This is a genomic window from Marinobacter similis (assembly GCF_000830985.1).
Lineage (GTDB): Bacteria > Pseudomonadota > Gammaproteobacteria > Pseudomonadales > Oleiphilaceae > Marinobacter > Marinobacter similis.
This window is the reverse complement of record NZ_CP007151.1, coordinates 2,326,944-2,351,714: the sequence shown is the minus strand read 5'-3', so window position 1 is coordinate 2,351,714 and position 24,771 is coordinate 2,326,944. Positions and strand designations below refer to the sequence as shown.

Annotated in this window: 26 protein-coding genes, 1 tRNA gene and 1 pseudogene; 9 read left to right on the top strand and 19 right to left on the bottom strand. The window is 54.7% G+C overall.

Going from position 1 to position 24,771, the window contains the following annotated elements:
* Positions 1-3: 3 nt before the first annotated feature.
* The 13 genes from AU14_RS21515 to AU14_RS10845 form a co-directional block, all read right to left on the bottom strand.
* A complete protein-coding gene (locus AU14_RS21515) occupies positions 4-450 on the bottom strand; it encodes an ABC transporter permease (protein ID WP_236744000.1) in 447 nt (148 codons plus the stop codon).
* Positions 450-851, bottom strand: a complete 402-nt coding sequence (locus tag AU14_RS21510; protein ID WP_236743999.1) for an ABC transporter permease — start codon at positions 849-851, stop codon at positions 450-452. The genes AU14_RS21515 and AU14_RS21510 overlap by 1 nt, the downstream gene beginning before the upstream one ends.
* A 79-nt stretch (positions 852-930) precedes the next feature.
* A complete protein-coding gene (locus AU14_RS21505; RefSeq protein ID WP_236743998.1) occupies positions 931-1,407 on the bottom strand; it encodes an ABC transporter permease in 477 nt (158 codons plus the stop codon).
* The gene (locus AU14_RS21500) at positions 1,404-1,934 is read right to left on the bottom strand and encodes an ABC transporter permease (protein WP_236743997.1); all 531 of its coding nucleotides are present in this window, start codon (positions 1,932-1,934) and stop codon (positions 1,404-1,406) included. The genes AU14_RS21505 and AU14_RS21500 overlap by 4 nt, the downstream gene beginning before the upstream one ends.
* 196 nt (positions 1,935-2,130) lie before the next feature.
* Positions 2,131-2,547 (bottom strand): ABC transporter substrate-binding protein, encoded by a 417-nt coding sequence (locus AU14_RS23855; protein ID WP_407942799.1) that lies wholly within the window; start codon positions 2,545-2,547, stop codon positions 2,131-2,133.
* A gap of 61 nt (positions 2,548-2,608) precedes the next feature.
* Complete coding sequence (locus AU14_RS10880; protein ID WP_407942798.1) at positions 2,609-3,646, bottom strand: ABC transporter substrate-binding protein; 1,038 nt, start codon at positions 3,644-3,646, stop codon at positions 2,609-2,611.
* A 195-nt stretch (positions 3,647-3,841) separates the two neighbouring features.
* The gene (locus tag AU14_RS18660) at positions 3,842-4,291 is read right to left on the bottom strand and encodes a response regulator (RefSeq protein WP_052472024.1); all 450 of its coding nucleotides are present in this window, start codon (positions 4,289-4,291) and stop codon (positions 3,842-3,844) included.
* A 33-nt stretch (positions 4,292-4,324) separates the two neighbouring features.
* Positions 4,325-6,046 (bottom strand): putative bifunctional diguanylate cyclase/phosphodiesterase, encoded by a 1,722-nt coding sequence (locus tag AU14_RS10870; RefSeq protein ID WP_041340785.1) that lies wholly within the window; start codon positions 6,044-6,046, stop codon positions 4,325-4,327.
* Positions 6,039-6,476 carry a response regulator gene (locus AU14_RS10865; protein WP_041340782.1) on the bottom strand — a complete coding sequence of 146 codons (438 nt, stop codon included), beginning with the start codon at positions 6,474-6,476 and terminating at the stop codon, positions 6,039-6,041. The genes AU14_RS10870 and AU14_RS10865 overlap by 8 nt, the downstream gene beginning before the upstream one ends.
* Positions 6,473-6,709 carry a sensor histidine kinase gene (locus tag AU14_RS10860; RefSeq protein WP_052472023.1) on the bottom strand — a complete coding sequence of 79 codons (237 nt, stop codon included), beginning with the start codon at positions 6,707-6,709 and terminating at the stop codon, positions 6,473-6,475. Before AU14_RS10860 ends, AU14_RS10865 begins: the two co-directional genes overlap by 4 nt.
* Entirely contained in the window at positions 6,706-7,758 is a 1,053-nt protein-coding gene (locus AU14_RS18655; RefSeq protein ID WP_052472022.1) for a sensor histidine kinase, read from the bottom strand. The genes AU14_RS10860 and AU14_RS18655 overlap by 4 nt, the downstream gene beginning before the upstream one ends.
* Positions 7,759-7,957: 199 nt before the next feature.
* Positions 7,958-8,683: an LrgB family protein gene (locus AU14_RS10850; RefSeq protein ID WP_041340779.1), complete on the bottom strand. Its 726-nt coding sequence runs from the start codon at positions 8,681-8,683 to the stop codon at positions 7,958-7,960.
* On the bottom strand, positions 8,676-9,050 hold the full coding sequence (locus AU14_RS10845) for a CidA/LrgA family protein (RefSeq protein ID WP_041340776.1): 375 nt from the start codon (positions 9,048-9,050) through the stop codon (positions 8,676-8,678). Before AU14_RS10845 ends, AU14_RS10850 begins: the two co-directional genes overlap by 8 nt.
* Positions 9,051-9,130: 80 nt before the next feature.
* On the opposite strand from AU14_RS10845, the pseudogene AU14_RS10840 reads away from it, so the two are divergent.
* Positions 9,131-9,672: pseudogene (locus AU14_RS10840) on the top strand (YaeQ family protein).
* A 97-nt stretch (positions 9,673-9,769) separates the two neighbouring features.
* Positions 9,770-9,846 (top strand) — tRNA-Arg (locus tag AU14_RS10835).
* Positions 9,847-9,898: 52 nt separating this feature from the next.
* On the opposite strand, the gene AU14_RS10830 is transcribed toward AU14_RS10835, so the two are convergent.
* A complete protein-coding gene (locus tag AU14_RS10830; protein ID WP_236743996.1) occupies positions 9,899-11,620 on the bottom strand; it encodes a methyl-accepting chemotaxis protein in 1,722 nt (573 codons plus the stop codon).
* A gap of 213 nt (positions 11,621-11,833) precedes the next feature.
* Here AU14_RS10830 and AU14_RS10825 point away from each other — a divergent pair, with 213 nt between their 5' ends.
* Positions 11,834-14,374 (top strand): bifunctional diguanylate cyclase/phosphodiesterase, encoded by a 2,541-nt coding sequence (locus tag AU14_RS10825; RefSeq protein ID WP_201773473.1) that lies wholly within the window; start codon positions 11,834-11,836, stop codon positions 14,372-14,374.
* A 413-nt stretch (positions 14,375-14,787) separates the two neighbouring features.
* Here AU14_RS10825 and AU14_RS10820 read toward each other — a convergent pair whose 3' ends face one another.
* The 4 genes from AU14_RS10820 to AU14_RS23850 all read right to left on the bottom strand — a co-directional run bounded on the left by AU14_RS10820 (position 14,788) and on the right by AU14_RS23850 (position 18,977).
* Positions 14,788-15,180: a glutaredoxin family protein gene (locus tag AU14_RS10820; RefSeq protein ID WP_041340771.1), complete on the bottom strand. Its 393-nt coding sequence runs from the start codon at positions 15,178-15,180 to the stop codon at positions 14,788-14,790.
* 114 nt (positions 15,181-15,294) lie between these two features.
* Positions 15,295-18,132: a PAS domain S-box protein gene (locus AU14_RS10815; protein ID WP_201773472.1), complete on the bottom strand. Its 2,838-nt coding sequence runs from the start codon at positions 18,130-18,132 to the stop codon at positions 15,295-15,297.
* Between the two features lie 146 nt (positions 18,133-18,278).
* Positions 18,279-18,758 (bottom strand): hypothetical protein, encoded by a 480-nt coding sequence (locus AU14_RS19840; RefSeq protein ID WP_041340769.1) that lies wholly within the window; start codon positions 18,756-18,758, stop codon positions 18,279-18,281.
* Positions 18,759-18,863: 105 nt separating this feature from the next.
* On the bottom strand, positions 18,864-18,977 hold the full coding sequence (locus AU14_RS23850) for a helix-turn-helix domain-containing protein (protein ID WP_407942853.1): 114 nt from the start codon (positions 18,975-18,977) through the stop codon (positions 18,864-18,866).
* 213 nt (positions 18,978-19,190) lie between these two features.
* Here AU14_RS23850 and AU14_RS10805 point away from each other — a divergent pair, with 213 nt between their 5' ends.
* A complete protein-coding gene (locus tag AU14_RS10805; protein ID WP_041340766.1) occupies positions 19,191-21,542 on the top strand; it encodes a 7TM diverse intracellular signaling domain-containing protein in 2,352 nt (783 codons plus the stop codon).
* A gap of 40 nt (positions 21,543-21,582) precedes the next feature.
* Here the strand turns inward: AU14_RS10805 and AU14_RS10800 are convergent, their stop codons facing one another.
* Positions 21,583-22,275: a substrate-binding periplasmic protein gene (locus AU14_RS10800; RefSeq protein WP_041340764.1), complete on the bottom strand. Its 693-nt coding sequence runs from the start codon at positions 22,273-22,275 to the stop codon at positions 21,583-21,585.
* Between the two features lie 214 nt (positions 22,276-22,489).
* Between AU14_RS10800 and AU14_RS10795 the strand changes: the two genes are divergently transcribed.
* From AU14_RS10795 to AU14_RS21495, 5 genes are read left to right on the top strand one after another with little or no spacing between them, the layout of a single operon-like run.
* A complete protein-coding gene (locus AU14_RS10795; protein ID WP_041340762.1) occupies positions 22,490-23,185 on the top strand; it encodes an ABC transporter permease in 696 nt (231 codons plus the stop codon).
* A gap of 54 nt (positions 23,186-23,239) precedes the next feature.
* Entirely contained in the window at positions 23,240-23,725 is a 486-nt protein-coding gene (locus AU14_RS10790) for an ATP-binding cassette domain-containing protein (RefSeq protein ID WP_330217884.1), read from the top strand.
* A gap of 35 nt (positions 23,726-23,760) precedes the next feature.
* A complete protein-coding gene (locus AU14_RS22845; RefSeq protein ID WP_269079038.1) occupies positions 23,761-23,886 on the top strand; it encodes a hypothetical protein in 126 nt (41 codons plus the stop codon).
* A gap of 57 nt (positions 23,887-23,943) precedes the next feature.
* Positions 23,944-24,603, top strand: coding sequence for a substrate-binding domain-containing protein (locus tag AU14_RS10785; RefSeq protein ID WP_236743995.1), 660 nt, complete (start codon positions 23,944-23,946; stop codon positions 24,601-24,603).
* Complete coding sequence (locus AU14_RS21495) at positions 24,600-24,740, top strand: hypothetical protein (RefSeq protein ID WP_236743994.1); 141 nt, start codon at positions 24,600-24,602, stop codon at positions 24,738-24,740. The genes AU14_RS10785 and AU14_RS21495 overlap by 4 nt, the downstream gene beginning before the upstream one ends.
* Positions 24,741-24,771 lie beyond the last annotated feature (31 nt).

The following is a 24,771-nucleotide window of genomic DNA, read 5'->3' as shown; positions in this document are numbered from 1 at the left end:
GACTTACCCCTTGTACAGCCGTGGATTCATGACATCCCGCAACCAGTCACCCAACAGGTTGATGACCAACACGAGTACCACCAGCACCAGGCCGGGAATCAGGGTGATCCACCAGGAACCACTCTGGATGTAATCAAAGCCGGACTTGATCAGCGAGCCCAGCGACGGCTGGGTTTCAGGCATACCGAGGCCCAGAAACGACAGCGCCGCCTCCGAGATGATGGCGTTGGCGATCTGCACCGTGGCAATGACGAAAATCGGCGACAGGGTATTGGGCAGAATATGCCGGAACATGATGCGCCGGGTTCCGAACCCCATCACCTTGGCGGCATCGACATACTCTTTCTTCTTCTCCGCCAGCACCGAGGCACGCACGGTCCGGGCGATCTGCGGCCACTCGGCCACACCGATGATGAAGATCAGCATGTAGATGGCGATCTCACCAAACATCAGGTTGCCGAAGCTGGCTTGAACACCGCACCGACAATGATGGCGACCATCAGAGTAGAGAATGACAGCTGCACATCGGCAATGCGCATCAGGATGGAATCCACCCGGCCACCCAGGTAACCGGCCAGCAGGCCGAACAGAATGCCGAGCACGGCCTGCAACACCACGGCGCCAAAGCCGATCAGCAGCGATACCCGGGTGCCGTAGAGAATGGTGGACAGCATGTCGCGGCCCTGGGCATCGGTACCCAGCGGAAAGGCTGCATCGGCCCCACTCATGCCCACCGGCGGCAGCTCCGAGTTCATGATGTTGATCTGCGCCAGATCGTAGGGGTCAGTGGGCGCCAGCAAGGGTGCAAAGACCGCCGCGGCAACCATCAAAAGCAGCACCAGAAAGCTCACAATGGCAATCTTGTCGCGCTTGAAGCTGTACCAGAGGAAGGAGTCGCGAAAGCATCCCAGCGTGAAATCGTCGCCGTCGTCATGCTTTCTTACCTGTCAGTTTTACCGTTGGGTTCACCAGGCCGTAGATCAGGTCCACGATGGTGTTGGTAATTACGAAAATCAGTCCCACCACCATCAGGTAGGCCACGATCAGTGGGATATCACTGCGGGTGATGGCTTCGAGGAACATCAGCCCGACACCCGGCCATTGGAAGACCGTTTCGGTGAGGATGGTGTACGCCACCATGGTGCCAATCTGGACACCGCCAACGGTGATCACCGGCAGCATGGTGTTCTTCAGGGCGTGCAGGAAGTTGATACGCCCCGGCTGAAGGCCCTTGGCGCGGGCATAGCGCACGTAATCGCTCTGCAGCACTTCCATCATTTCCGCCCGGATCAGCCGGATAAACAGCGGCAGCATGATGGAGGCCAGGGAAATGGCCGGCAGAATCAGGTGCAACAGGCCGCCCTGGGAGAAGAACCCGGAGTGCCAGGTGCCGAACAGGTGCGTCAACTCGTCACCTCGGCCATAGGACGGCAGACCGCTTCGGTCGACAGCGCGCTGTTCAGGCTCTGGCCCCAGCCGGTATCGGCCGGGAAAAGGTCCACGGTGACACCGATGGAGAACAGCTGAATCAGGACAATGGCAGTCAGGAAGACCGGGATGGAGATCCCGACGGTGCTGACTCCCATAAAGAATTTGGAGAGTAAGGCCTGGGGCCGGATGGCAGCGTAGACGCCAATGGGAACCGAGAAAAACAGGATGATCAGACTGGCGCCAATGGCCAGTTCCAGAGTCGCCGGCAGGTGCTCGAGAATAACGTCCAGTGTCGGCTTGCCGTAGAAGTAGGAAATGCCCAGATCACCCTGAACGGCATTACCGGCAAAACGCAGGTACTGGACCACTAACGGATCGTTCAGACCCATTTCGTCCCGAATGGCTTCGCGCTCCTCTTCGGAGACCGACATACCAACCATCTGCTGAAGTGGATCGCCCAGGCCATCCTGGATGGCAAACGCAATCACACTGATCACAAACATGACCAGTATTGCTTGGGATATCCGCTGAACCAAAAACGCTAACATGGATAAATTCCGGAGTTTGCTTTAAGAAGCGCGGGCTTCAAATTAAGCGTGCTACAAATAAAAGGCCGGCGCCGGAACCTCCGACGCCGGCCAGCCTTCAGAGGCGATTACTCAACGACCAGGTCACCCAGGTACGGGAAGTTCATCACGTTCAGGATCGGCTCGATCTGGACGTTCTTCTTGCTGGCCCAGGCGAGGTCCTGCCAGTGCAGCGGATGAAGGCAGCGTCGTCGTACAGACGCTGCTCAACTTCCTGCAGCATGGCGGCACGCTTGTCCAGGTCGGTTTCAACGTTGGCTTTATCTACCAGGGCGTCGAGCTCTGGGTTGCAGTAATTGCCGGCGTTGTACTGGCCAGAACCGCTATCGGCATCCGGGCAGAAGGTCAGGAACTCGAAGAAGTTCGCAGAGTCTTCGGTATCCGCATGCCAGCCGATCATCATCATGTCGGCAGCGCGGTTATCGTACTCCGGCCAGTACTGGGCCTTCGGCAGGGTCTTCAGGTCCACGGTAATGTTGATGCGCGCCAACATGGCGGCAACCGCCTGGGCGATCTTGGCATCGTTCACGTAACGGTTGTTCGGAGCATCATGGTGATGGTGAAACCGTCTTCGTAACCGGCTTCCTTCATCAGCTCCTGGGCCTTGGCAACATCAAAGCGCGGCGCCAGGGACTCGTTGTGGCCCTGATAGCTTCCGGTGACATCTGGGCGGCCGGAGTCGCGAAGCCCTTCATGATCTTGGCTGCGATACCTTCCTGGTTGATGGCGTGGGCGATGGCCTGACGCACCTTCGGGTTCTTGAACGCTTCAACCCGCTCCTGGTTCATGTGGAACAGGATGATGCGGGTACCGCTCATGGTGACCAGCTCGGAGTTCTTGTCGTTGCGGATACGCTCGAGATCGGTCGGCGGAACCGGCGCCACGAAATCAACACCGCCGGACAGCAGCGCAGATACACGGGTGTTGTTCTCTTTGATCGGGGTCAGCACGATCTTGCCAACGTTACCCGGAGACTCGGCATCCCAGTAGTCGTCAAAACGCTCGAACTCCACACGCACGCCCTGCTGACGGCTGGCCACGGTGAACGGGCCAGTACCGGACATGTTGCTGGAGGCGAACGAGTTGCCGTGCTTGACGATGGCGTCTTTGGCCTGACCACCGTCGGTCTTGCCGCTGTAAAACTCACTGTCCATCGGGAAGATATAAGTCGCGGTGTTCAGCAGCAGCGGGTAAGGCTCGCTGGTGACCAGCTCAAAGGTATAGTCGTCAATGATATTGATGCCACTGAACGGCTTGAAGATGGCTTTGAAATCCTGGCTCTGCTTCAGGCGATTGAAGGTGAACTGGACATCTTTGGTGGTCAGTTCATTGCCTGAATGGAACTTGACGCCTTCGCGCAGCTTGAAGCGCATGGTGTTTTCATCAATTCGCTCCCAGCTTTCCGCCAAGCGAGCGTCAAAACCCAGGTCTTTATTCCAGCGAACCAGGGGATCAAAGGTCATATGAGAGAGCTGCAGCATACCGCCGGAAAGCTGCTCGTGAATGTCGAGCGTGACCGGGTCGGCGTCGTACGCCATTTTCAGTTCTTTGTTCGCCTCGGCAGACATCGCTACCGGGGCGGAGGCCAGGGCCATGGAACCAACAAAAGCTGTCAGTAGTTTTTTCATCGCGTTTTCCGTCGCTGTTTTAAGAATTTTGCGGCGCATCGGCGCAACTTCGCACCAGATGTCTGCGCTAAAAACTAGTCGGGGAATCCCGTAACAGCAATCGAAATTGCAAGTGGGGGTTATTCGTGAGGTGAATGAGCCGTTGGTACTGCCTCTGGAGTGGCGTCAGACAAGCAAGCCAGTAACTTATTTTTCTTAATTGTTAGCTGAAGTTAGGCCGCTTACCGGACTGCGTTTGGGAACCAGCGTGACGTTGAACCAATAAGCCTCAATGACTCGCATGATCTCAACCAAACCCTGAAACCCCACAGGGACACGGATAACCGATGCGGCTCCATGCGCATAAAGAGTCCGGACGTCAGGCCTGGCCTCTTGAGTATAAAAAACGATCGCCGGTACATGCCGGAACTCCGCGGAGGATTTCACTCGCTGAAGCCAGGCGCTCGCAGCATCCGGGTTATCGTCAATCAGATACATCAACAAATGGGGGAATCGCCTGGAGTTCACCTCAAGATTTTCCGCACACTGGTCAAACTCACCTTCGTTCGCCAGAACCGTTAAATTATGGCCAAGTGAGTTCATACGCAGCACTTCCTCCAGGTTTTCACCCTGCTCACCTGAAGCAATCAACCACAGATTCAGCATCCTCCCTCCCTGGCAATCCATGCCGTACTTTTATCACGCAGGGCTTGGCCGGCCCGCCAATGCCCACTGACTTGCTTCCTCAAAAGTCAACGGCCGCGATACAAGAAAGCCTTGACCCAACAGGCATCCAAGCTGCTGCAATTCGAGCAGTTGGGTCGGCGTTTCAATGCCCTCTGCAATCACCTCCATACTCAATGACTCCGCCATGGTGACAATGGCTTTGCATATGTCTGGCTCAAACAACTCCTCCCTATCTGACGACACAAAGCTCTTGTCGATCTTGACAACATCCGCTGGAAATTGCCTCAAGTACCGCAGGGAAGAATAGCCCGTTCCGAAATCATCAATGGCTATCTTGATGCCCAGCCCTCGTAACCGGCTTAATTCCGTGGAAACTCGACCGTGCTCCTCAATGCCATCCAGCAGACTTTCCTCGGTTATCTCGACCTCAAGAAGATCGGCACTTACGCCCTCGGCCAACGCAATAGACTCAAGCGCATCAACAAACTTGCCCGCCTTCAATTGCAGTGGCGATACATTGATGGCTATTCGACAGTTATTGATCCCCAACAATTGCCACTCTTTAAGGTACTGACATGCCCTGGAAAGCACCCATTCACCGATGGGCACGATTAAGCCTGTTTTCTCCGCGACAGGAATAAAATCGGCCGGAGATACCATACCTTCAGCTCCGTAACGCCAGCGCAATAAGGCCTCGAAACCAATGACTTTCTGGCCCTCCAGGGTCCACTGGGGCTGGAGATGAAGGTCAAACTGATCGTTTTCCAGTGCATATCGCAAACCTTTTTCGAGGTAGAGGTGCTTCTCTAGCTGAGTCTGAAGATTCGCGGTGAAACACTGGACTTTATTCAAGCCACTTCGTTTTGCTTCATAAAGAGCAAGGTCCGCCTTCTGCATCAACTTGATGGGGGTATTGCCGTTTTCCGGATATATGGCCAAGCCGATGCTGGCAGATACGTTCAACTCGTGCCCGCCAACTGGCGAGGGGTAAGACACCGCCGATACGACCTTATGGGCTACCGACAGGGCATCGTTTACGCTGTGCAACTCTTCGATCAGGATGGTGAATTCATCACCACCAATCCGGGCAATGAAATCAGCCTCTCGAATCACGGATCTCAAACGATCGGATATCAGCAGTAGAAGCAGATCACCCGTTGGATGCCCAAGTGAATCGTTGATCTCCTTAAAGCGGTCAAGATCCATGAACAGCACCGCAAGTTTTCCGCCAGAACGTTTACAGCGCGCCAATGAGCTTTCGAGAATTTCCTCAAACAAGAGCCGATTGCCCAAGCCGGTTAAGGGATCCCGCTTGACCATTCTCTCCAGTTCAAGCTCAGTGCGTTTGTGGCGAATCGCATGCACAATGGTTCGCTCCAGCAAGGGCAAACTCAGTTCGTCCTTGGGCAAAAAATCTGCAGCGCCCAGCTCCAGCACTTCATCATCGAGTTGCGGAGAGTTTGCCCCCGTCAAAACCACAATAGGGATAGTGCAGTGCAGCTTCCTAGCCTCCATCAAGAGATCGCGTGCTGTTCCCCGCCCCAGAAAGTAGTCGATTAAGAAGACATCGCATTCAGGGTCCAGCAATTCCTGACGCGCCTCCTCAATAGTACTGAGATGACTTAGTTCGAACCGGAATCGAGTTGAACCGGAAAGCAACTCGTCGAGAATGACAAAGTCAGTAGGATCGTCATCGACGATGTGCACCCGGATGACTTTTTCTGAGCTAACCACTCGGTAACTCCACAATTGAACACCAATAAGCGTTTAATGCCTTCACCTGGGCAACCAATTTCTCGAAATCCACCGGTTTGGTAATGTACGAATTGGCTCCCAGATCATAACTGCTGAATACTTCTTCCTCCCGGCTGGATGTGGTCATAACAATTACCGGTAGATGCCTGAGCCCAGGATCGCTCCGTATTTCTGCGAGACACTCTCGACCATCCTTCTTCGGCATATTCAGATCAAGAAGAATTAAACCAGGAAATGGATAACGGGACTCATCGGTGTAGGGAGGCTCTCGCCGGAGATATTTCATCAACTCAACACCGTCATCGACAAAAGAAAGCGGATTGAGCGCCTTGGCTTCTTCGAACGCTTCCTTCGTCAATACCTGGTCAACGGGATCATCATCGGCCATCAAGACTGGGACAATTTTCATGCATCGCCTCCGCGTGCCGCGGCGAACGGCAAATCAAACCGGAACTGCGCGCCCTTCCCTTCAGCACCTTGCGCAGCAATACTTCCTCCATGGCGCTCTACAATTTTGCGGCAAATGGCAAGCCCCATCCCGGTGCCTTCAAACTCTCCCCTGCCATGCAGCCTCTTAAACACTTCGAAGATCTGTTCTCCATAGGCCATATCGAATCCGATGCCATTATCAGCCACAATCACATCACAACGCCCCGAGGCTCATTCAGGTGCGCTTCAATCCTGATGAACGGGGCAGTTCCAGGAGCACAGTATTTCAGTGAGTTACTCAAGAGATTCTGAATTAGCTGCCTAAGCTGCGCAGGGTCTCCATGCACCCGACACAGGTCTTCAACCTGGATCGAGGCGCCCGTTTCCTCGATGCGCAGCTGCAAGTCCCGACAGGCCTCATCCACGATTTGTGCAAGATCAACATCTTCATGATGTTCGCGACTGGAACTGATCCGGCTGTAACTCAGCAGGCTGTTCAGCAGCGCGTCCATCCGCTCTGCAGCCTCGCGGATGTAACTCACAAATTGCTCGCCTTTTTCGTTAAATGCTCCGTATTTACCGGACATAAGCATCTGGGTGAACGCCATCAGTTTGCGCAAAGGCTCCCGCAGGTCATGAGAAGCGATAAAGGCAAACTGCTCGAGCTCTTCGTTCGACCGTTTTAACGCCTGCGTCTGTTCCTGTTGCTGCTTCTCCAAACGGGCCCGCTGCTCGATTTCCTGTTCCAGCCGAGCCTTGGTGCGGGTTAATTCTTCTATGCGTCCTTTCAGCTCTACCTGGGTCCTCTCGAGGCTTTGCTCTGAGAGACTGCGGCGGGAAATTTCTGCTTCCAGCTCATGGTTTGCAGCTTGCAGTTCCGCAGGCCGCGGCAGCGCTACAGCTTTAGGAATAAGCGGCCAGATCAGGGCCGCGGTGAGCAAGGAGACCACGGCGGTTAATGCCTTGAGACTTCCAGAGACGTAATAGGCACCATTCCAGACGTTGTAGACCGCCATCAAATGGGTTAGCCCACAGCAAAAAATAAACAACGCAAACAGGACAAACATCCAGTCGTATTCAAGGTCTTTGCGCTTATGGACCAGCACGTACAGAGCAACCGGGATGGTGAAATAGGAAGCGGCAATGAGTACATCGGAGGCGGTATGCAGAATTACCAGATCAGAACGCCAAAGGTAGCAATGCCCATGCCCCATGAAGGTCGTGTCAAACCAGCTTGGGGTAAGGGATGAAGGATCATTCATATTAGTAACCCCCGAGTTGGTGCTGCTACTCAGCGACACTCACGGTGTAATTTTTATATTCATCAAACAATAGCCAATAGATGAAAGAGGTGCCAGCACTTACAGTTTGGGACTATTGCTTTGCCAGAGAACTTGATGCGCATCACTAATAAGTAAGATAGACAATCAACGTCCGTTTGTAACGACTCCCTGAACTGCATTAACCAATGCTCAATATTAACGGGAGAACCAAAGCGGTAAAGACTCCAGTCAGCCCCATCCCAAGAGAGGCAAAGGCGCCGGCGGCAGGACTGATTTCAAAGGCCCTGGCAGTGCCAATGGCGTGGCCGTTCAGGCCGAGGGCAAAGCCGAGTATGCGCTCGTCCTCTATTCCCAGCGGCCCCGCAAGCAGATCAACAAACAGCGTGGCGAGCACGCCGGTAACCAGCAGCCCGCCCATCATCAGGGGCACGGCACCGCCGAGTTGCTCGGTTATGCCAATGGCAATCGGAGCCGTGACGGACTTGGGCGCCAGCGAGGCCAGAACCTCCGGGCTCGCGCCCAGAGCCCAGGCAATCACCAGCGCGTACACCGACGCCAGGGTAGCTGCCACCGGCAAGGTGCAGACAATGGGACGCCACAAGGCACGGACATGGTGCATCTGTTGATACAGGGGAATGCCGAGGGCGACCGTAGCCGGCCCCAGCAACAGCATCAGCCACTCGGCACCGTGGCGATAGCGAGCATAATCCAGTGGTAACAGGGCAATGGTAAGTGCGAGCACAAACGCCGATAGCAGCACCGGCGGCAGCCACAGCGGCCGGCCCAGACGGCGGAACAGCCAGTTGCCAATAAAAAACGCACTCAGGGTCAGGCCAATCGCCAGTATCGGCGTAGCCGACAGAGTCTCCGGCAGGTCAAACACGCGGGCTAGCAGGTCAGTCATCCGCCCTACTCCCGTCCTGCCTACCTTGCTGCCCGCTCCGCACCAACGCGCGCATCAGCAACAGCGTGGTCAGCACACTGAGGACGGTGCCCAACAGAAGCGCCACCACCACCGCCAACCACTGGCCCTGAAACTGGCTGACGGTAAAAAACGCGCCAACCACCCCAGGCATGATCAGCAGCACCAGCACTGAGATCAGGCCCTGACTGGCACTAGCCAGCTCGTTGCTGACCCGGCCCTGCAGCATCAGGGTAAGGGTCATGAGGATCATACCCAGCACGCCACCACTGATCGGCAACACAAACACCAGCCGCAGCGCCTCGCCGAGCAGGAAAAACAAAACCAGAATCAGGAAACCACGCAACATTGAAAGGTCGTCATGCTTATCAGGGCGGAATTGCACTACACTAGCGCATACTCATAGCAAGACACCAATCCGGACCTTTCATGGCGCTCAAAGCAACGATCCACAAAGCCACACTGAACATCGCCGACATGGACCGGCACTACTACGCCGATCATCACCTGACCATTGCCCAACACCCGTCCGAAAACGACGAGCGGATGATGATCCGGCTGCTGGCGTTCGCCCTTAACGCCGACGAACACCTGGAGTTCACCAAGGGTCTGAGCACCGACGATGAGCCGGAGTTGTGGCAGAAGAGCCTGAGCGATGAGATCGAACTGTGGATTGAACTGGGGTTGCCCGAGGAAGGTCGTCTGCGCAAGGCCTGCAACCGGGCCCGGCAGGTCATTCTGTACGCTTACGGCGGCCGCGCGGTGCCGCTGTGGTGGGAAAAGCATCACAATAAGCTGAGCCGGTTCGACAACCTGACCATTGTCAACCTGCCGCCGGAGGCACCGACGCGCTGGCGAAACTGGCGCAGCGCAATATGGGCTTTCAGGTTACGGTCCAGGATGGGGACATATCCGTCAGCAATGAAGACGTCCTGGTGAACGTGACCCCGGAGCCTATGGCCCTGCGCTAACCCACGATACTCGGATATGGAATCGGGGCTGGACAGAGTCCCGATGCGCACGTAAGATTGCGCACTCGAAATTAACGCACTGCCGTTAACTTTCGTTCCGCCCGTAGCTCAGCTGGATAGAGCGCTGCCCTCCGGAGGCAGAGGTCAGAGGTTCGAATCCTCTCGGGCGGGCCATTATTTCAAAGGCCTGCGTGAAAACGCGGGCCTTTTCTTTATCGGCAGATACTCAAACCTTGAACTTTCCGGTTTGATTCTCAAGCTCTCGTGCGTACCCCTCCAGCGAGTTACTAATACCATCAATTGCCTTGGAGCGATCCGCACTCTCTTCGGCCAGATCATTAATCTGCGTTATGTTCTGATTGATTTCTTCAACCACCTGACTTTGTTCCTCTGTTGCAGATGCCACGCTGGCGTTCATGTCCGCAATGGTCGCCATCGCCTCCAGGATAGCCTGGATCTCAGTTTCAGCGCTCAAGGCCAACTCTTCGGTTTGCGACGCCTGATCGCTTCCAGTCTCCATCACAGACACGACGTCCGAAACGCCAGTTTGTAAGGCGGTGATCATCTCCTGAATGTCTTCGGTTGATTTCTGGGTGCGCTGCGCCAGGGTCCGAACTTCATCGGCGACGACAGCGAAGCCCCGACCGTGTTCCCCGGCCCGGGCTGCTTCAATCGCGGCATTCAGAGCAAGAAGGTTTGTTTGCTCGGCAATGCCCCGGATGACATCAAGGACGGACGTAATGTTGCTGGAGTCCTGAGACAGCTGGCGAATCACTTCTACTGCTTTTGAAATCTGCGCTGACAACTGTTGGACCTGTTCGGAGGACTGACGAACAATCCGCCCGCCATTTTCCCCCTTTTGCTCAGCTTCCCGGGTAAGCTCGGACGCCCTTGAGGCATTGCCCGCGACCTCTTCAATCGCACTCTGCATTTCATTGATGGCTGTTGCCACCATGGATATAGAATCGGTCTGACGAATCACGCCATCGCTGTTTTCAGCTGCGGTACGTGAAAGATCGGTTGCCCCACCCCCAAGCTCGGTAGTCAGGTGCTGTATGGATGCGATCATCGACTGCAGATTCCCCAACACCTGATTAAAACTCTGAGCCAGCTTCCCAAGATCGTCTTCTTGCTCAACAGCAATGCGCTGCGTGAGATCCCCTTCACCTTGGGCAATATTATCCAACTGACCGCGGATGTCGGCTATCGAATTGATAATCAGCTTGAGGAAAAACACGAACAGCGCGGCGCTCAAGAGCAGCGCAATCGCTGTAACTGAAACGATGATGATTGAGCTTGACTGCCCCTCCTCAGAAGTGGTCTTTGCCTGGGCGTGGGCTTGCTGGTCAGCGAGGGCACCAACTTCATCGAAATAGTTGCGCAGGTTTCCAAAGAGCTCTCGGGTCTCTGACGTAGCAATTTCCTGAGCCCTTGAAACATTGCCGTTGCGAGCTTGTTCAAACACGCTATCCGCCGAAGCTTTCCAGTCACTGAAGGCGGATTCAAAGCCCTCAGCAATGCCAGACACATTGGCGCCCTGAAGCCGGCTCACAGCCTGATTAAAGCGATCGTAGGCCTGCTGGGCGTTTTCTTCATAGCTGGCCAGATACTCTTCGGCTTCATCACCATAACCAAAAACGCCGACGTAATCTTTCTGAGCCACCAGGGCCTGATACAAGTCACGGTCGCCATTGAGAACCTCACTGACCGACGGCAGGTACACCTCAGCCACCTGGTCGGTATCGGATACGAGGTTGCGAACGGTATTGACTGCAAAAAACACAATAGCAATCAACGCCAACGCCGTAATTATGAATGGCAAGGCCATTTTGACTCGAAATCCAAACCGATTTCCCCAGTTCATTCGACCTCTCCCGACACTTGGCAACTGTTCTAAGTTTAGCGGCGCTTTCTCAAACTTCTTGAGCAAAAGATGCAAAGCTGCCACCCGTCACTCTATCGGCATGGCGAGGTACCGACCGAAGTCACCGTGACCGATAGCAGTGACGAAACCAGGCGCGCACTAGCGCCCGGCCCTCTGCTCGTCCAGCGATTACCAATAATTTCAGCCCGCTAAAATTGTAAATTTTCGTATTCCACGCATACGGATGCGCTGAGCTGCTTTATAGTTCACCAAAAATCCTGCGGAACAAACCCGACGATGTTTCAACTGAATTTCACAAACGACACCACGCCCGCAGAGCTTGCCCTCACGACTCACCATTCTCTACCTTTGGTTGTTTTGTCGTTGCTCATCGCCATTCTCGCCGCCTTTGCCAGCGTTAGCCATGTCGACCTGATGCGCTCCACGCAATCGCCGTCTGTTGCTCATCGCTGGCATATCATTGGCGCGATCGCTATGGGCATCGGTGTATGGACCATGCACTTCGTCGGGATGGTTGCCTTTAAGTTGCCGATGGACGTTTATTTTGAGCCTGTGACAACATCGATCTCGTTAATCCCCGCTATTTTGGCGGGGTATATTGGCCTTCGGGTTCTTCGAAACACTGAACCTAGCGCCTTCGCGATCGTGGGCGGAGGCACCCTCATGGGGCTTGGCATTGGCGTCATGCACTACCTTGGCATGAGCGGAATGCTAGTGAATGCAAAAATGCTCTATCGCCCGGAACTTTTCACCCTTTCCATCCTTGTTGCTGCGGTAATGGCCAGCTCAGCGCTCGCTGTCCCGCGCCTGATGATGGCTTTGCAGTGCACGTTCAACGCCCGCGACTTTTCTTTCCTATTAAAGCTAGCCACGGCGTCACTCATGGGGCTAGCCATATCTAGCCTGCACTATGTCGCTATGGCTGCGACCGTTTTTCTGCCATTGGAGTGGCCGATTGCCCAAGGGCCTAGCCACACCATCGATGAAACGCTCATTGCAGCGTTTGCCGTTATCGCAAGTGTTTTTATTCTCGTTGTATCAACCATTACAGTAATCCTGCGCTTTCGAATTCTGGAATCGGACAGCCTGGCCAAGAAATCCGAACGCGAAGCCAGACAGATTGAAGACCGGTTCAAGAGGCTGGTCTCCAGGCTGCCTGGAACCGTCTATCAGTTTCAGTTGGATCCCGATGGCCGCATGCGCATCCCATACGCTAGCGCCGCCATCGAACATGTTCACGGTGTTACCGCAGATGAGGTCAAAGACAACGCTGACCGCATTTTCCAGATGGTCCACAAAGATGACCTTGAAAAACTGATGGTTTCAATCCAGAAGTCGGCACAGGAGCTCAATGTCTGGAAGCATGAATACCGTATTCGCCTGAATGGGAATGAGCATTGGCTGCAGGGGAACGCCATCCCGGATCGCCAAGAGGATGGGAGCATTCTCTGGAGCGGATTCATTACTGATGTAACGGAGAAAAAACAAGCCGAAGCGCGTATTCAGCAGTTGGCTTTTTACGATGAGCTGACAGGCTTACCCAATCGCCGATTATTTGAGGACCGAATCGGACGCGCCCTTGCGGAGGCCTCCAGACACCAGCAATACGGCGCACTGCTCTATCTCGACCTGGATGATTTCAAGAGCCTTAACGATACTCTTGGGCACTCGTTTGGCGACAGGCTGCTCCGAAGTCTTGCCAACATCCTGAGCAGTAACTTTCGCGAAACGGATACCGTTGCACGGCTTGGCGGTGATGAATTTGTCATTCTCACGGGTAATCTCGGAACGTCCGAGGACATAGCAACACGAAATGCCAACCGCCTTGCCGAAAATCTGCTGACCCTTCTTCACAAGCCTGTTGATCTGAACGGCTACGAATACAAATGTGAAACCAGTATCGGCATTGCTCTATTCGATGGTGCGGAACAATCCAGCGAGGAACTGCTAAAACGAGCAGACACGGCGATGTATGAAGCCAAGTCAGTAGGCCGCAATGTCATCCGATTTCACGACCCCCACATTCAATCCATCCTTGCCAAACGGTTCCGCCTTGAAATTGAACTGAGACAGGCAATGGAACGAAACGAGCTCACCCTGGCTTATCAAAAGCAAATTGGCCGGAATGGCGAGTGCCAGGGAGTGGAAGCCCTGCTTCGATGGAAGCACCCTGAACGTGGCTTTATCTCTCCTGCTGATTTCATTCCTATTGCCGAACACAACGGCTTGATCATTCCTCTCGGCCGATGGGTTCTGAGAACCGCTTGCCATCAACTGTCAGTTTGGCAGCAAGAGCCAAAAACCCAGGGCTTACACATCTCTGTAAACGTTAGCTCCAAACAGTTCCACCAGCCTGACTTCGTTGATGTTGTCTTAAAAACATTACAACAAGCCGGCGCGACAGCAACCGGACTATGCCTGGAGGTTACAGAGTCGATCGTACTGGACGATCTGGAGGATGCACTGGCGAAAATGCAGGCGCTGAGAGCACACGGCATTCGAATAGCTATGGATGACTTCGGAACTGGCTACTCGTCTATGGCTTACCTCTCTAGATTGCCATTCGACGAGGTAAAAATAGACAAATCCTTTGTTCAAAGAGCAGACGAGCGTGCCAACGGCAACGAGTGGGTAATTATCGAAACCATAATGACAATGGCTCATAAGCTTGGCATGCGGGTGGTGGCTGAAGGCGTAGAAACACAACAACAGCACAAGCTTCTCGATGCCATGAACTGCGACTTTTTTCAGGGTTTCTATTTCAGTCGGCCAGTTGATCTGGAGACTTTGAGCCGAGCACTGAGCACTGAGCACTGAGCACTGAGCCAGCGTAACCAACGTTGCAGTCGGCAACCTATGCACTTTTGAACCGAATCATCGATAAACTGCTCGAAATGAACGCACCAACTGCAGCGGCTACGGAGCAAAGCGTAGCTGTCACTCAGATCAGCCAATGCGTGCAATCAGTAAGAGACATCTCCAATCAGACAAGCCATGGTGCTGAGGAAACTGCCGGTTCGAGTAACGAATTGGCAAGACTTTCACAGTCGCTTCGAAACCTTATCACCCGGTTCACGCCCTGAAGAGAACACTTTTGAATAAACAGAGTTACCCAGTTAGCTCTCGTCAGCTCCCTGTATTGCATAACGGCGTACCGGGACATATTCCACAAAAAAGCCGCTTAGTGCGGGCTTTTTTGTTTGTCTGAATCCATATATCGACTGGAACAATCAGGCCGGCTCGAATCGTTCCTGCAGCCATGCCTTGATCTCGCCAGACTCGTACAGCCAGCGCTCACTGCCATCCTCTTGCTGAATCTTCAAGCAGGGTACTTTGATGCGGCCGCCACCGGCCTCCAACGCTGCACGATGCTGCGGGTCATGCTGGGCGTTGCGGGTTTCAATGTTCAGGCCAAGCCGCGCGATTTCCTTGCGGACCTTGATGCAGAACGGGCAAGCGCTGAACTGGTAAAGAGCTAGCTGCTTGCTGGCCTCGTCTGCGGCGGCCTGCTCTTCCGCGCTGCGGGTCACGCTCTTGGGCGTGCTGAGCTTCTCGCTGAGCAACATGAAGGGCGTGAGCACCAGGCGCACAAAACGAAAAAAATAACGAATAACAACTCTCATGGGTAAGACTCGAGCTCCAGATTGAAGTTGGCCCGCCGGGTGTCGGCATTCAAGCTTGATCTACACACTCGACAGAGGTGCGTAAGGGTACCACATGCACCCCACACGTATCTGTCAGGCCCCATGCTTCACATACCGATTATGAATACGCTCGTTCAGCGCCTCCAAAAGATCGCTCGGTGAGATCTGGGATTTGAGCAACACCGACTCGACCTCTCGGGCTTCATCGGCTGTCAATTCGGTGCCAGAGAGCACCAACACCCGTGCCTCAGGTTGCCGGGCCCGTATTTCAGGCAGCAAATCCCAACCGGAGCCATCCGGCAGGCCGATATCCAGAATGATCACGTCGAAGCGCTCATGCACAATCCGTTCACGGGCCGTGCGTACTGAGGGCTCTTGGATAAAATCGAACCGTTCGCCCGCCATGGCTCGGATAACTTGATGGACATCAGAATCATCCTCCACGTGCAAAACGCGGGCTTTGGTCGGCGTCGATGAACCAAGGAGCCTTTCAAGGGATTCCAGCAATCGCCGCTCGTCTATGGGCTTGGCCAGCCACTCGATACCAGCTAAATCACCATTGATGGCCAAGCGCCCTTTTTCCATCTTTGCTGATAGCACCATTATCGGGAGATCCACAGTCTCTGGTTGCTTGCGCAAATGATGAATAATATCCATCCCGCTTATGTCTGGCAGCATCAAGTCCAGGCTGACGGCATCGAACTTGTTTTCCGCCAACGCATCCAACGCTTCTTGTCCCGTGTGCGCGATATCAACCCGGTAGCCACTGCGGGTAAACAAAATGCCAAGCATCTCAGCCACATCCGGTTCGTCTTCCACCACCAGAATTCGTGGCGCGCTCAACTGCACTGGGTCCTCGGTAATCGCGTCTGGATCAAATCGATTTTTGTCGAACAGCGGCAGTTCAATCCAGAAAGTGGCGCCTTGTCCTTCCGCTGAGTCAAAGCCAACTCGCCCACCCATGTGCTCGACGAGCTCACGCGTGATCGCCAACCCCAGACCAGTGCCGCCTTTCTGACGGGTATCGGATGAATCTGCCTGGGAAAACTTCTCGAAAATCCGTGACTGGAAGGCTTCCGGGATGCCCGGCCCCTGGTCAGCCACCACCACCCGCGCCTTATCAGACAGCTGCTGCACTGAAACACTGACCGTACCGCCCTCGGGTGAAAACTTGATGGCATTCGAAAGCAGATTGGCCAGCACCTGTTGCAGTCGCTGGCTGTCCACCCGCACATCGGCATCGGTCGACTCAGCATCCAGAGATAGCGCCACATTCCGTTTGCCGCCGAAGGTCCGGTGGCTTTCCAGCGCCTGCTCAATGAGTGGCAGCAGCGGCTCTATCTTCATATCAAACTGCAGTTTTCCGGCAGTGATTTTTTCGATGTCCAGCAGGTCGTTAATCAGGTGAGTCAAACGCAGGCTGTTGTTCTGAGCAATGCCAATCATGTGCCGAACCTTATCCGGCAACTGGCCCAAACCACCGCCAACCACCAGGCCCAGTGCACCGGAAATAGAAGTCAGGGGGGTGCGCAGCTCGTGACTGACTGTGGAGACAAATTCGCTTTTCATGCTCTCCATGCGCTTGCGCTCACTGATGTCTCGCACCAGGCCCACGTATACCGGCTGCTCGTACTGGGTAATCTCAGACACCCTCAGTTCCATAGGGAAAAGAGTGCCGTCTTTGCGCTGGCCCTCAACCTCTCGGTCAGTGCCAATGATTCTTGCCACGCCGGTGCTTTGATAGTTCCGCAAGTAACTGTCGTGAGCCTCTCGATGCGGGCTGGGCATGAGCATGCTGACGTTGCGACCGAGTACTTCTTCGGCCTCATAACCGAAGATTCGCGTGGCCGCGTGATTGGCTGACTGGATGATGCCGTTGGCATTGATGGTAAAGAGGCCGTCCGCCATGTTATCGATAATGGTCTGGGTATGTGTCGCCTGTTCCCGCAATGCCGCTTCGGCTCGTTTACGGGCGGTGATATCGACACCGATAGCCACAACGAATTCGACCTCGCCCAGCTCGTCAAGCAACTCCGCATTCGACCAGTCATAAAGACGCCGCGTGCCATCACGCATCAACCAGTGAGTTTCAAGCCTGGCGGGAACACTGCCCGGCGTCAGCTGCTGGAAAACAGCTTCAACAGCCGCGCGGTCTTCCGGAGGCGCCAGGTATTCCCAAGCTAGCTTGCCCTCAATCTCCTGAGCGCTGTAACCGGTTGCGAGTTCCGCAGCCTTATTGAAGCGGACAACCCTCCCCTCTCGATCGAGGACAGCCATAATCGCGCCCGCAGAGCTGAACAGAGCCGCGTTAAAATCGCGCAATTCTCGAACTCGCCCGGCCAGCAAGCCGGACATTTCGCGCAAGCTCTCGCCCAGGCCGTCATATTCGGCAATTCGGCTACTGGGCAGTTGCGGCTTAATTCCTTGGCTAATCTGACTGCTCAAATCACGGCTGGTGCGTTCCAGTTTGCTCAACGGTTGGGTCAGCCACCCACTCAGGAAGCGGGCAATCAGGACACCCACTGCAAGCAGCGCCGCGAGAAAAGTGAACATGCTCACGCTGGCCTGCTCCAGGGTTCGGACCAGCGGTGTCGCCGACTGCTCCATCAGTACTTCAGCCAAACCTTCGCCGCCATCTAGCGGCAAACTGATTTGATAACGCCCCTGTTTCCAGCGGGGCATTACAGGCATGTCGCCCGAGGGGAGCCAAATGAACAGGCCACTATCGAGCGCATGCAAACGGCCCGGGCGCTCGGAAAAACTGGCGATTTCACCCTGGCGAGCCAGTACCTCGCCATCAGGACCGCGCAATGCCAGCCCGATGCCTTCCAGCTGTCGCCCTGCGCTCAGGCGTTCACCCCATTGTCCGTGTGGCACATCCCTCAAGCGCGCAGCAACATCACTCGCACGCTCTGACATTCGTTCCGCCATGAAGGCTTCCAGCTGCACCCTCTGGTTGTAGCCTTGACTGATAATGGGCGCCGAACCGGTAATAAGAATAGTCGTCAGAAGGACATGAAACAGGAGACTTGGCAGCCCCGCGGTACCCAATACTCTGCGGTCCCCTGCACGCCAGTTCAGCTGCATGCCCAGGATGATAAGCCGGCAAGCAGCGCATTGAACAGGCCATTCAGGAGTTGTTTCAGGGTGATTAGGGTGGTGGCTTCCCACGCCATACCCATCGCCCCTCGATAGAACACAAGTACCAGCGGCCCCCCCAGTACCAGCCAATACACCAGGTCAGCCAGCACCAGATTTCGCAGCCCTCGTCGATACAGCAAGCCCACTGCGGCCGCCTCAAGGGTGAAAATCACCAAGGCGTAGGGATGTCCCCACAGCACCAGCGTGTAGAGCCCACCAGTAATAGCCACTACCACCGCTGGCAACGTGCCCAAAAACCACACCGCCAGCATTACCATGATGGAGCCGAAAATAAAGCTGACCCCGAAGAACAGCGGCAGACTGAGATAATTCCCGCCCAGCGCCAATACGGCGAGCGCCAAGGTGGCAATGGCCTTACCACGCAGACTCATGACGGGAGTTTCTGAAACGCTCATGACGAATTCCCAGTGCCTGTTGTTTTATTGTTAAACCAGAAACTCGCGCCCTCATTGACCGGCCAGGCCAATCGTCTTCGCTTCATTCTCGCTCAGTTCGTGAGGTCAGATCTGTTTTCCTTCCCCATTCTCAATTCGACTGAGCCTAGAATAGCCCAGTCCCAAAAGCTCGCCAATTTCCTGCAAAGTGTAGTCCTCGCGGGCAAGCCTTGAAGCAATTGCGGGAAGTTCATCGATAGCGGGATGAACGATTTCGGCCTCTCAAGTCGCCCGTACATTTCAGAGACAAATTGTCGCAGCGTGGAGCTATACATACAGCACCCTTTTAAGTAGGCTCCGAAGCATCGTTATTAACGACACACCTTTCCAGATTACGACGTCAAGATTTACGATCTTGTGAAGTTCAGGCACATGAGCAGGCAGAATAGACAGATGGGCCATGTTGAATTAAGCGCTTTGGGACTCCGAGTGGTACTGGCTTTCCTCCTCGTGTGTACCTCCTCAGATTTATGGGCAAACGGCGACTCAGCGGGTTTTCTCGATCTGGCTCCCCGAATCGAAGTCTTCGAAGGCGATTGGGATAGTTCCTCCCGTCCAGCCGAGTCGAAACAGGGCTGGGTGCCTCTAAACACAACGTCGTTCAATGCGCAGGACAAGAGGCAATTCATTTGGCTGCGCACTGTGCTGACAAATTCTGAGATTGCCACGAAACCGTGGCTTCTGCTGCATCCCTACGCCCAAAATGTACAAGTCTACGTTGATGGAGAAGCCACCACCGAAGAGCCGGTGACATATTGGAGCCACCCTGAACAGAGGCCTCTGGCCCATCATTTCATCGCAATTCCGCTGGACTCGGCCGAGGTGGATACCGGTGCCGAGAAGCACACGGTCCACATCCGGATCGAGCCACACATGCACATCAACACATTTTTCTACTTGCTCAATGACCGCGAATTGGTCAAGGAATTGACCTTTCACACAGCGTTGGCATTTGCTCTACTCGCCATCATCGTCATCATGGCGATTTACAATCTATTTCTGTATTTCAGTGTCCGGGACAAGGTCTATCTAATCTATGTGGCAGCCTCGCTGGCCACTCTCGTCTACTCTGCCCTGCTGACTAACACCCAAGTCTATTTCATCGATGTGCCCGATTTCTCTCCCAAAATAGGGTTTGTTGCCGGCTTAAGCTCGTTGATTCTCCACGTCTTCCTGTTTCAAAAGCTATTGGACACGAAACGGAACTACCCCCGCATTCACGCGTTTTCCTATGGACTTTGCGCGTGTGGTATTGCCTGGCTGTTTACAGCGCCGCTTCTGACGTTTAACGTCCTGCTTGCCGGTTGGATGGCCGTGGCCTATACGGTTTATCTGGGCGCCCTTATCATGGCGTTGCCACTGGCTAAAAAAGGCTATCGACCTGCCCGATATTTCCTGGTCGGCTGGGTCCCCTATCTTGCTGCCATTGTCCTGACAAGTTTCGAATACGCGTCGTTGATTGAACCAACCAACTGGGCCTCTTACTTCGTCCCGACAGCGCTTTCGTGGGAAATGGCACTCTTCTCTCTAGCTTTGGCATCGCGCATCAAAACCCTACGCGACGAACGCGACACGCTTCTGGCTCACCAAATACAGGTCAGCGAAAAGGCCCGCAGGGCTCTTGAAAGCAGCAACCGCATCAAGGATGACTTCCTGAATGCTGTCAGCCATGAACTGCGCACACCCCTGCACACCATTCAAGGCCAGCTTGATCTGCTTCGGGATGCGCCGTTCAATTGGGAACAATCTCAGGCCTTCGGTCTGATCGAACGCGCTAACTTGCGCGTGACCCGCCAGGTTGGAGGCATTCTGGATTTTGTCGATGCCCAGGGCGAGAATCTTCTCAGCTCACCCCAGATGTTCGAGCCGCAATCCCTGTTTGACCTTCTCGATGACGAATTCAAAGAAGTGGCGATGGCAAAACCGGTTGCGCTGACGTTCCGCATGAGTGACGAGGTGCCGGCCAAGGTCTCCATGGATGGACTGATGCTGGAGAAGGTGCTTTATCAGCTCATTGATAATGCTGTGAAGTTTACACCCGCCGGGGGTGAAGTACTGATTCAAGGAAGCCTTCAGCGGGGCGAACCGGTTCTACGCATCTTGGTGTCAGACACTGGCCCGGGTATCCCGGATGATCAGAGAGAAAAAGTGTTTCAGGCCTTCAGACAGGGCGAAGCCGGTCTTACCCGTCGCTATGGAGGCGTGGGACTAGGGTTGCCACTGGCAAGCTCCCTGGTCAGTGCCCTCAGCGGCCACATGGAAGTTGTGGAGTCCTCACGCCGGGGCACCACCCTGGAAGTCACGGTGCCTTATGGTCAGGTTCACCAATCTGCCATTGATGAGCCGAGCCTGAAAAGTTTCGAGCCGGTTAATCCTGTACCGAGAATTCTTGTGGTGGAGGACGATGCTGGCAACCGGATGATCATGCGCAAACAACTGGAAAAGCTCGGGGCAGTTTCGAAGGGCGTCCAGAATGGTCTGGAGGCCCTAGAAGCAGCCAAGAACGAACCCTGGGACCTGATCTTAATGGACTGTCAGATGCCGTTTATGGATGGCATTGAGGCAACAAGGAATATCCGCCTGAACGCTGCAGCCAATGTGGATACACCCATTATTGCGGTCACGGCCAATGCCAGTGAGAGCTTTCGCAGTCAGTGCCTGGACGCAGGCATGGATGATTACTGCACCAAACCTCTGCGCATGGACCAACTGAAACAACTTGTTGCCCGCTATGCGGAGCCTTGAGTATCGGCTCCGCTTTTCTCTCAGCTTTTCTTAACTCTCCTCAATCCCGACACCGGGCATTGGCGTCATTCATGGCCTGCAATAACTCCGGCGAGCGGTTGCTGACATAAAATCCCACATCCAGATCACGCACTCTCTCGACCACAAACTCCTCGTCACTATCGGCGGTCATGGCACCAAACGTTTTCTCGGTGATGAGGACGTAATCAGCCCGCCCTCTGCGCAGCATCTCTATCGCCTGATCCCATTCACTGACGGCAAAAGTCGGGCCTTCAAGGTCTTTGAGCATGGTTTTACCCGCAAACCCGCGAATATAAGCGTATCTGACATCATCCCCGTCAGGCTGAGCCGTATTGGTTGGCCAAGAGACTCGCAAGTAACTTGAGCCAAAGACGGTGTCGCCGAAGGTGGCGAAGCTATCCCTGGATGGATCATGAACCAGCGGCAGCCCCACATCTACGTTGCCCACCCGCAATTCATTGATCAGCCTCGCCAGTGGCAAAACCACGAACTGGACGCGATAACCTGAACCGTTGATCAAGCAATTGTAGGCTTGGGAAAGCTCACCTTTGAGGCGCCCGTTCTCAGGAGAGATGACACTGGCGAACTCCTGCCCAATGCCTATGCGAATATCTCCCCCAAACGCTGAACCGGAAAAGACCATTAGCGCCATGAGCAACACTGACATTCTCAGGGTTTTATTTTTTCCGTTGGCTGGCCAGGCGAGAACCATAATTCCTCCTTGAATTACTGCTTAAAGTTTCGCACCTTGCTCTGGTCAATCACTGAATCTACAGATGTTGGCGATGAGCGAAAAGCGATTGTTGAATGATTTGAAGATACGGGCGGTTTCTTCACCGCTCAGCTTCGGTCTACCCGAAACCCTTGAGAATCTTTAACAAAGAAGGTTCAATCTCCGATTCACTACTTCAGGACTCCACTCGTAAATGGACTCTTTGGCTGAAGCCTTTCGACTGATAATCACCCTGGACGCAGATTTATTTGAAATTCTCTGGCTGTCCGTCCGGGTCAGTCTGGTTGCCCTATTCATCTCCGCCATCATCGGTTTGCCGCTGGGAACCTGGCTGGCGATCACTCAATTTCCGGGACGGAAATTCTGCATCCTTTTGCTCAATGCCCTGATGGGCATGCCACCTGTGGTCGTTGGCCTGATGGTCTACTTACTGCTGTCGCGGTCTGGCCCGCTGGGCTGGATGGGGCTGCTATACACACCCACGGCCATGATCATCGCGCAGGTCGTACTGATCACCCCGATCATCGCAGCTCTATCGAACCAGGTGATTGAGCACCTGCACCAGGAGTACAGCGATACCTTTTACTCCATGGGTGTCACCGGACGCCGTGCGGTGGCGGCATACCTGGTGGATGCGCGCTATGCCCTGACCACCTGCATTCTGGCAGGTTTCGGACGCGCCATCGCGGAGGTTGGTGCCGTTATCATCGTAGGCGGCAACATCGATCACCTGACCCGCGTGATGACCACCGCCATCGCACTGGAAACCTCTAAAGGCAATCTGACTCTGGCCTTGGCGCTGGGTGCAGTACTGCTTACGCTCTCCTTACTGGTCAACGCCCTGGTGATCGGTGTCCGCGAATACGCAGCGAAGCGCCAATATGCCTAATCCGCTCTTACCAATTCGTATCAGTGATCTTCGCCTGATCAAGGCGATCGCCCGGTGCTGGACGGTGTGGATCTGATGATTGACACCCCCGGAATCACGGTGATCATGGGGCCAAACGGCGCCGGCAAGAGCCTGCTGCTACGCTGCCTACACGGGCTGATCAAGCCGGATCAGGGGCACATTACTCTGGGTCAGCTAAAAGTACCGGAAAGCCGGAGCTGGCAGGCGATGGTGTTTCAACAACCGGTGCTTCTGCGGCGAACGGTGCTGCAGAACCTCGCCTTCGCCGCCCCGGAGATTGCAAAGTCCAGCCCCCAACATCTGCTTCAGGCCCTGGATGCGGTGAATTTGGCAGATCTGATTGACCAGCCGGCTCGCATGTTATCAGGTGGGGAACAGCAACGACTGTCGCTCGCACGGGCGCTGCTGAGTAAACCGGCGCTGCTGTTGCTGGATGAGGCAACGGCCAGTCTGGACCCAGCGTCCGTGCTGTTGATCGAATCCCTTTTGAAAGCCAGAGCGCCCAGGGAACCAAGGTGATTCTCGTCAGTCACGACCAAGGTCAGGCTCGACGAATGGCCGATGAAGTCGTATTTATATCCGACGGACAGGTAGCCGAACAGGGGCCGGCGCAGGAGTTCTTTACCTCCCCCGAAACCCCGATGGCAAAGGCCTACCTGGCCGGTGAACTGCTGTTCTAGGTGCATTCGTACTCTCGGAGTGCTCCAGGCGACAACAACTATTTTAAGAGGGCAACGATGAAGAACCTGTTTATTGCCGCAACACTGGCCCTGAGCACGCCGATCCTGGCCGACACCATTATTGTTCAATCGACCACTTCCACCAAAAACAGTGGTTTCTACGATTACCTGCTTCCTATGATAAAAAAGGACACAGGCATTCAGGTTAACGTCGTGGCCGTAGGTACCGGGCAGGCGATCAAGAACGCTCGACGTTGTGATGGCGACGTTCTGCTGGTGCACGCCAAGGAAGCCGAAGAAAAGTTTGTCGCCGACGGTTATGGCGAATACCGTCACGACCTGATGTACAACGACTTTGTCATTATCGGGCCCAAAACCGACCCGGCCAATGTAGCGAACGCCAGCGATGTCATCGAAGCCTTGCGCCGAATCCGAGAGGCTGACGCCAAATTTGCTTCACGCGGTGATGACTCAGGAACCCACAAGAAAGAACGCACCTTGTGGCAAGAGGCAGGTATTGACCCAGTCGAAGGATCTGGCCAATGGTACCTTGAAACCGGCAGCGGCATGGGCGCCACCCTCAACACCGGCGTGGGTCTCAGCGCCTACGTGCTGACCGACAGAGCACCTGGATCACCTTTGCCAACAAACAGGATGCAGCCATTGCCTTTGAGGGTGACCCGACCTTGTTCAACCAATACGGCGTCATCCCCGTGAGTGCCGAGAAGTGCCCCAACGTTAATCGAGAGGCGGCGGAGATCTTTGCACAGTGGTTGCTGTCCGAGACCGGACAAGCCGCCATTGCGGCCTATCAGGTTGATGGCAAACAGCTATTTTTTCCAAATGCCAACTAATCGGGGCAGATACGACTCAGTGAATCGAGCG

Excerpts from the sequence above, each read along its gene's own strand:
- AU14_RS21515 (WP_236744000.1), bottom strand. The coding sequence starts at position 450 with ATGTTTGGTGAGATCGCCATCTACATGCTGATCTTCATCATCGGTGTG.
- AU14_RS21500 (WP_236743997.1), bottom strand. The coding sequence starts at position 1,934 with ATGTTTGTGATCAGTGTGATTGCGTTTGCCATCCAGGATGGCCTGGGC.
- AU14_RS10880 (WP_407942798.1), bottom strand. The coding sequence starts at position 3,646 with ATGAAAAAACTACTGACAGCTTTTGTTGGTTCCATGGCCCTGGCCTCC.
- AU14_RS18660 (WP_052472024.1), bottom strand. The coding sequence starts at position 4,291 with ATGCTGAATCTGTGGTTGATTGCTTCAGGTGAGCAGGGTGAAAACCTG.
- AU14_RS10865 (WP_041340782.1), bottom strand. The coding sequence starts at position 6,476 with ATGAAAATTGTCCCAGTCTTGATGGCCGATGATGATCCCGTTGACCAG.
- AU14_RS18655 (WP_052472022.1), bottom strand. The coding sequence starts at position 7,758 with ATGAATGATCCTTCATCCCTTACCCCAAGCTGGTTTGACACGACCTTC.
- AU14_RS10850 (WP_041340779.1), bottom strand. The coding sequence starts at position 8,683 with ATGACTGACCTGCTAGCCCGCGTGTTTGACCTGCCGGAGACTCTGTCG.
- AU14_RS10845 (WP_041340776.1), bottom strand. The coding sequence starts at position 9,050 with ATGTTGCGTGGTTTCCTGATTCTGGTTTTGTTTTTCCTGCTCGGCGAG.
- AU14_RS10825 (WP_201773473.1), top strand. The coding sequence starts at position 11,834 with ATGTTTCAACTGAATTTCACAAACGACACCACGCCCGCAGAGCTTGCC.
- AU14_RS10820 (WP_041340771.1), bottom strand. The coding sequence starts at position 15,180 with ATGAGAGTTGTTATTCGTTATTTTTTTCGTTTTGTGCGCCTGGTGCTC.
- AU14_RS10815 (WP_201773472.1), bottom strand. The coding sequence starts at position 18,132 with ATGGCGGAACGAATGTCAGAGCGTGCGAGTGATGTTGCTGCGCGCTTG.
- AU14_RS19840 (WP_041340769.1), bottom strand. The coding sequence starts at position 18,758 with ATGAGCGTTTCAGAAACTCCCGTCATGAGTCTGCGTGGTAAGGCCATT.
- AU14_RS10805 (WP_041340766.1), top strand. The coding sequence starts at position 19,191 with ATGGGCCATGTTGAATTAAGCGCTTTGGGACTCCGAGTGGTACTGGCT.
- AU14_RS10800 (WP_041340764.1), bottom strand. The coding sequence starts at position 22,275 with ATGGTTCTCGCCTGGCCAGCCAACGGAAAAAATAAAACCCTGAGAATG.
- AU14_RS10795 (WP_041340762.1), top strand. The coding sequence starts at position 22,490 with ATGGACTCTTTGGCTGAAGCCTTTCGACTGATAATCACCCTGGACGCA.
- AU14_RS22845 (WP_269079038.1), top strand. The coding sequence starts at position 23,761 with ATGGCCGATGAAGTCGTATTTATATCCGACGGACAGGTAGCCGAACAG.
- AU14_RS10785 (WP_236743995.1), top strand. The coding sequence starts at position 23,944 with ATGAAGAACCTGTTTATTGCCGCAACACTGGCCCTGAGCACGCCGATC.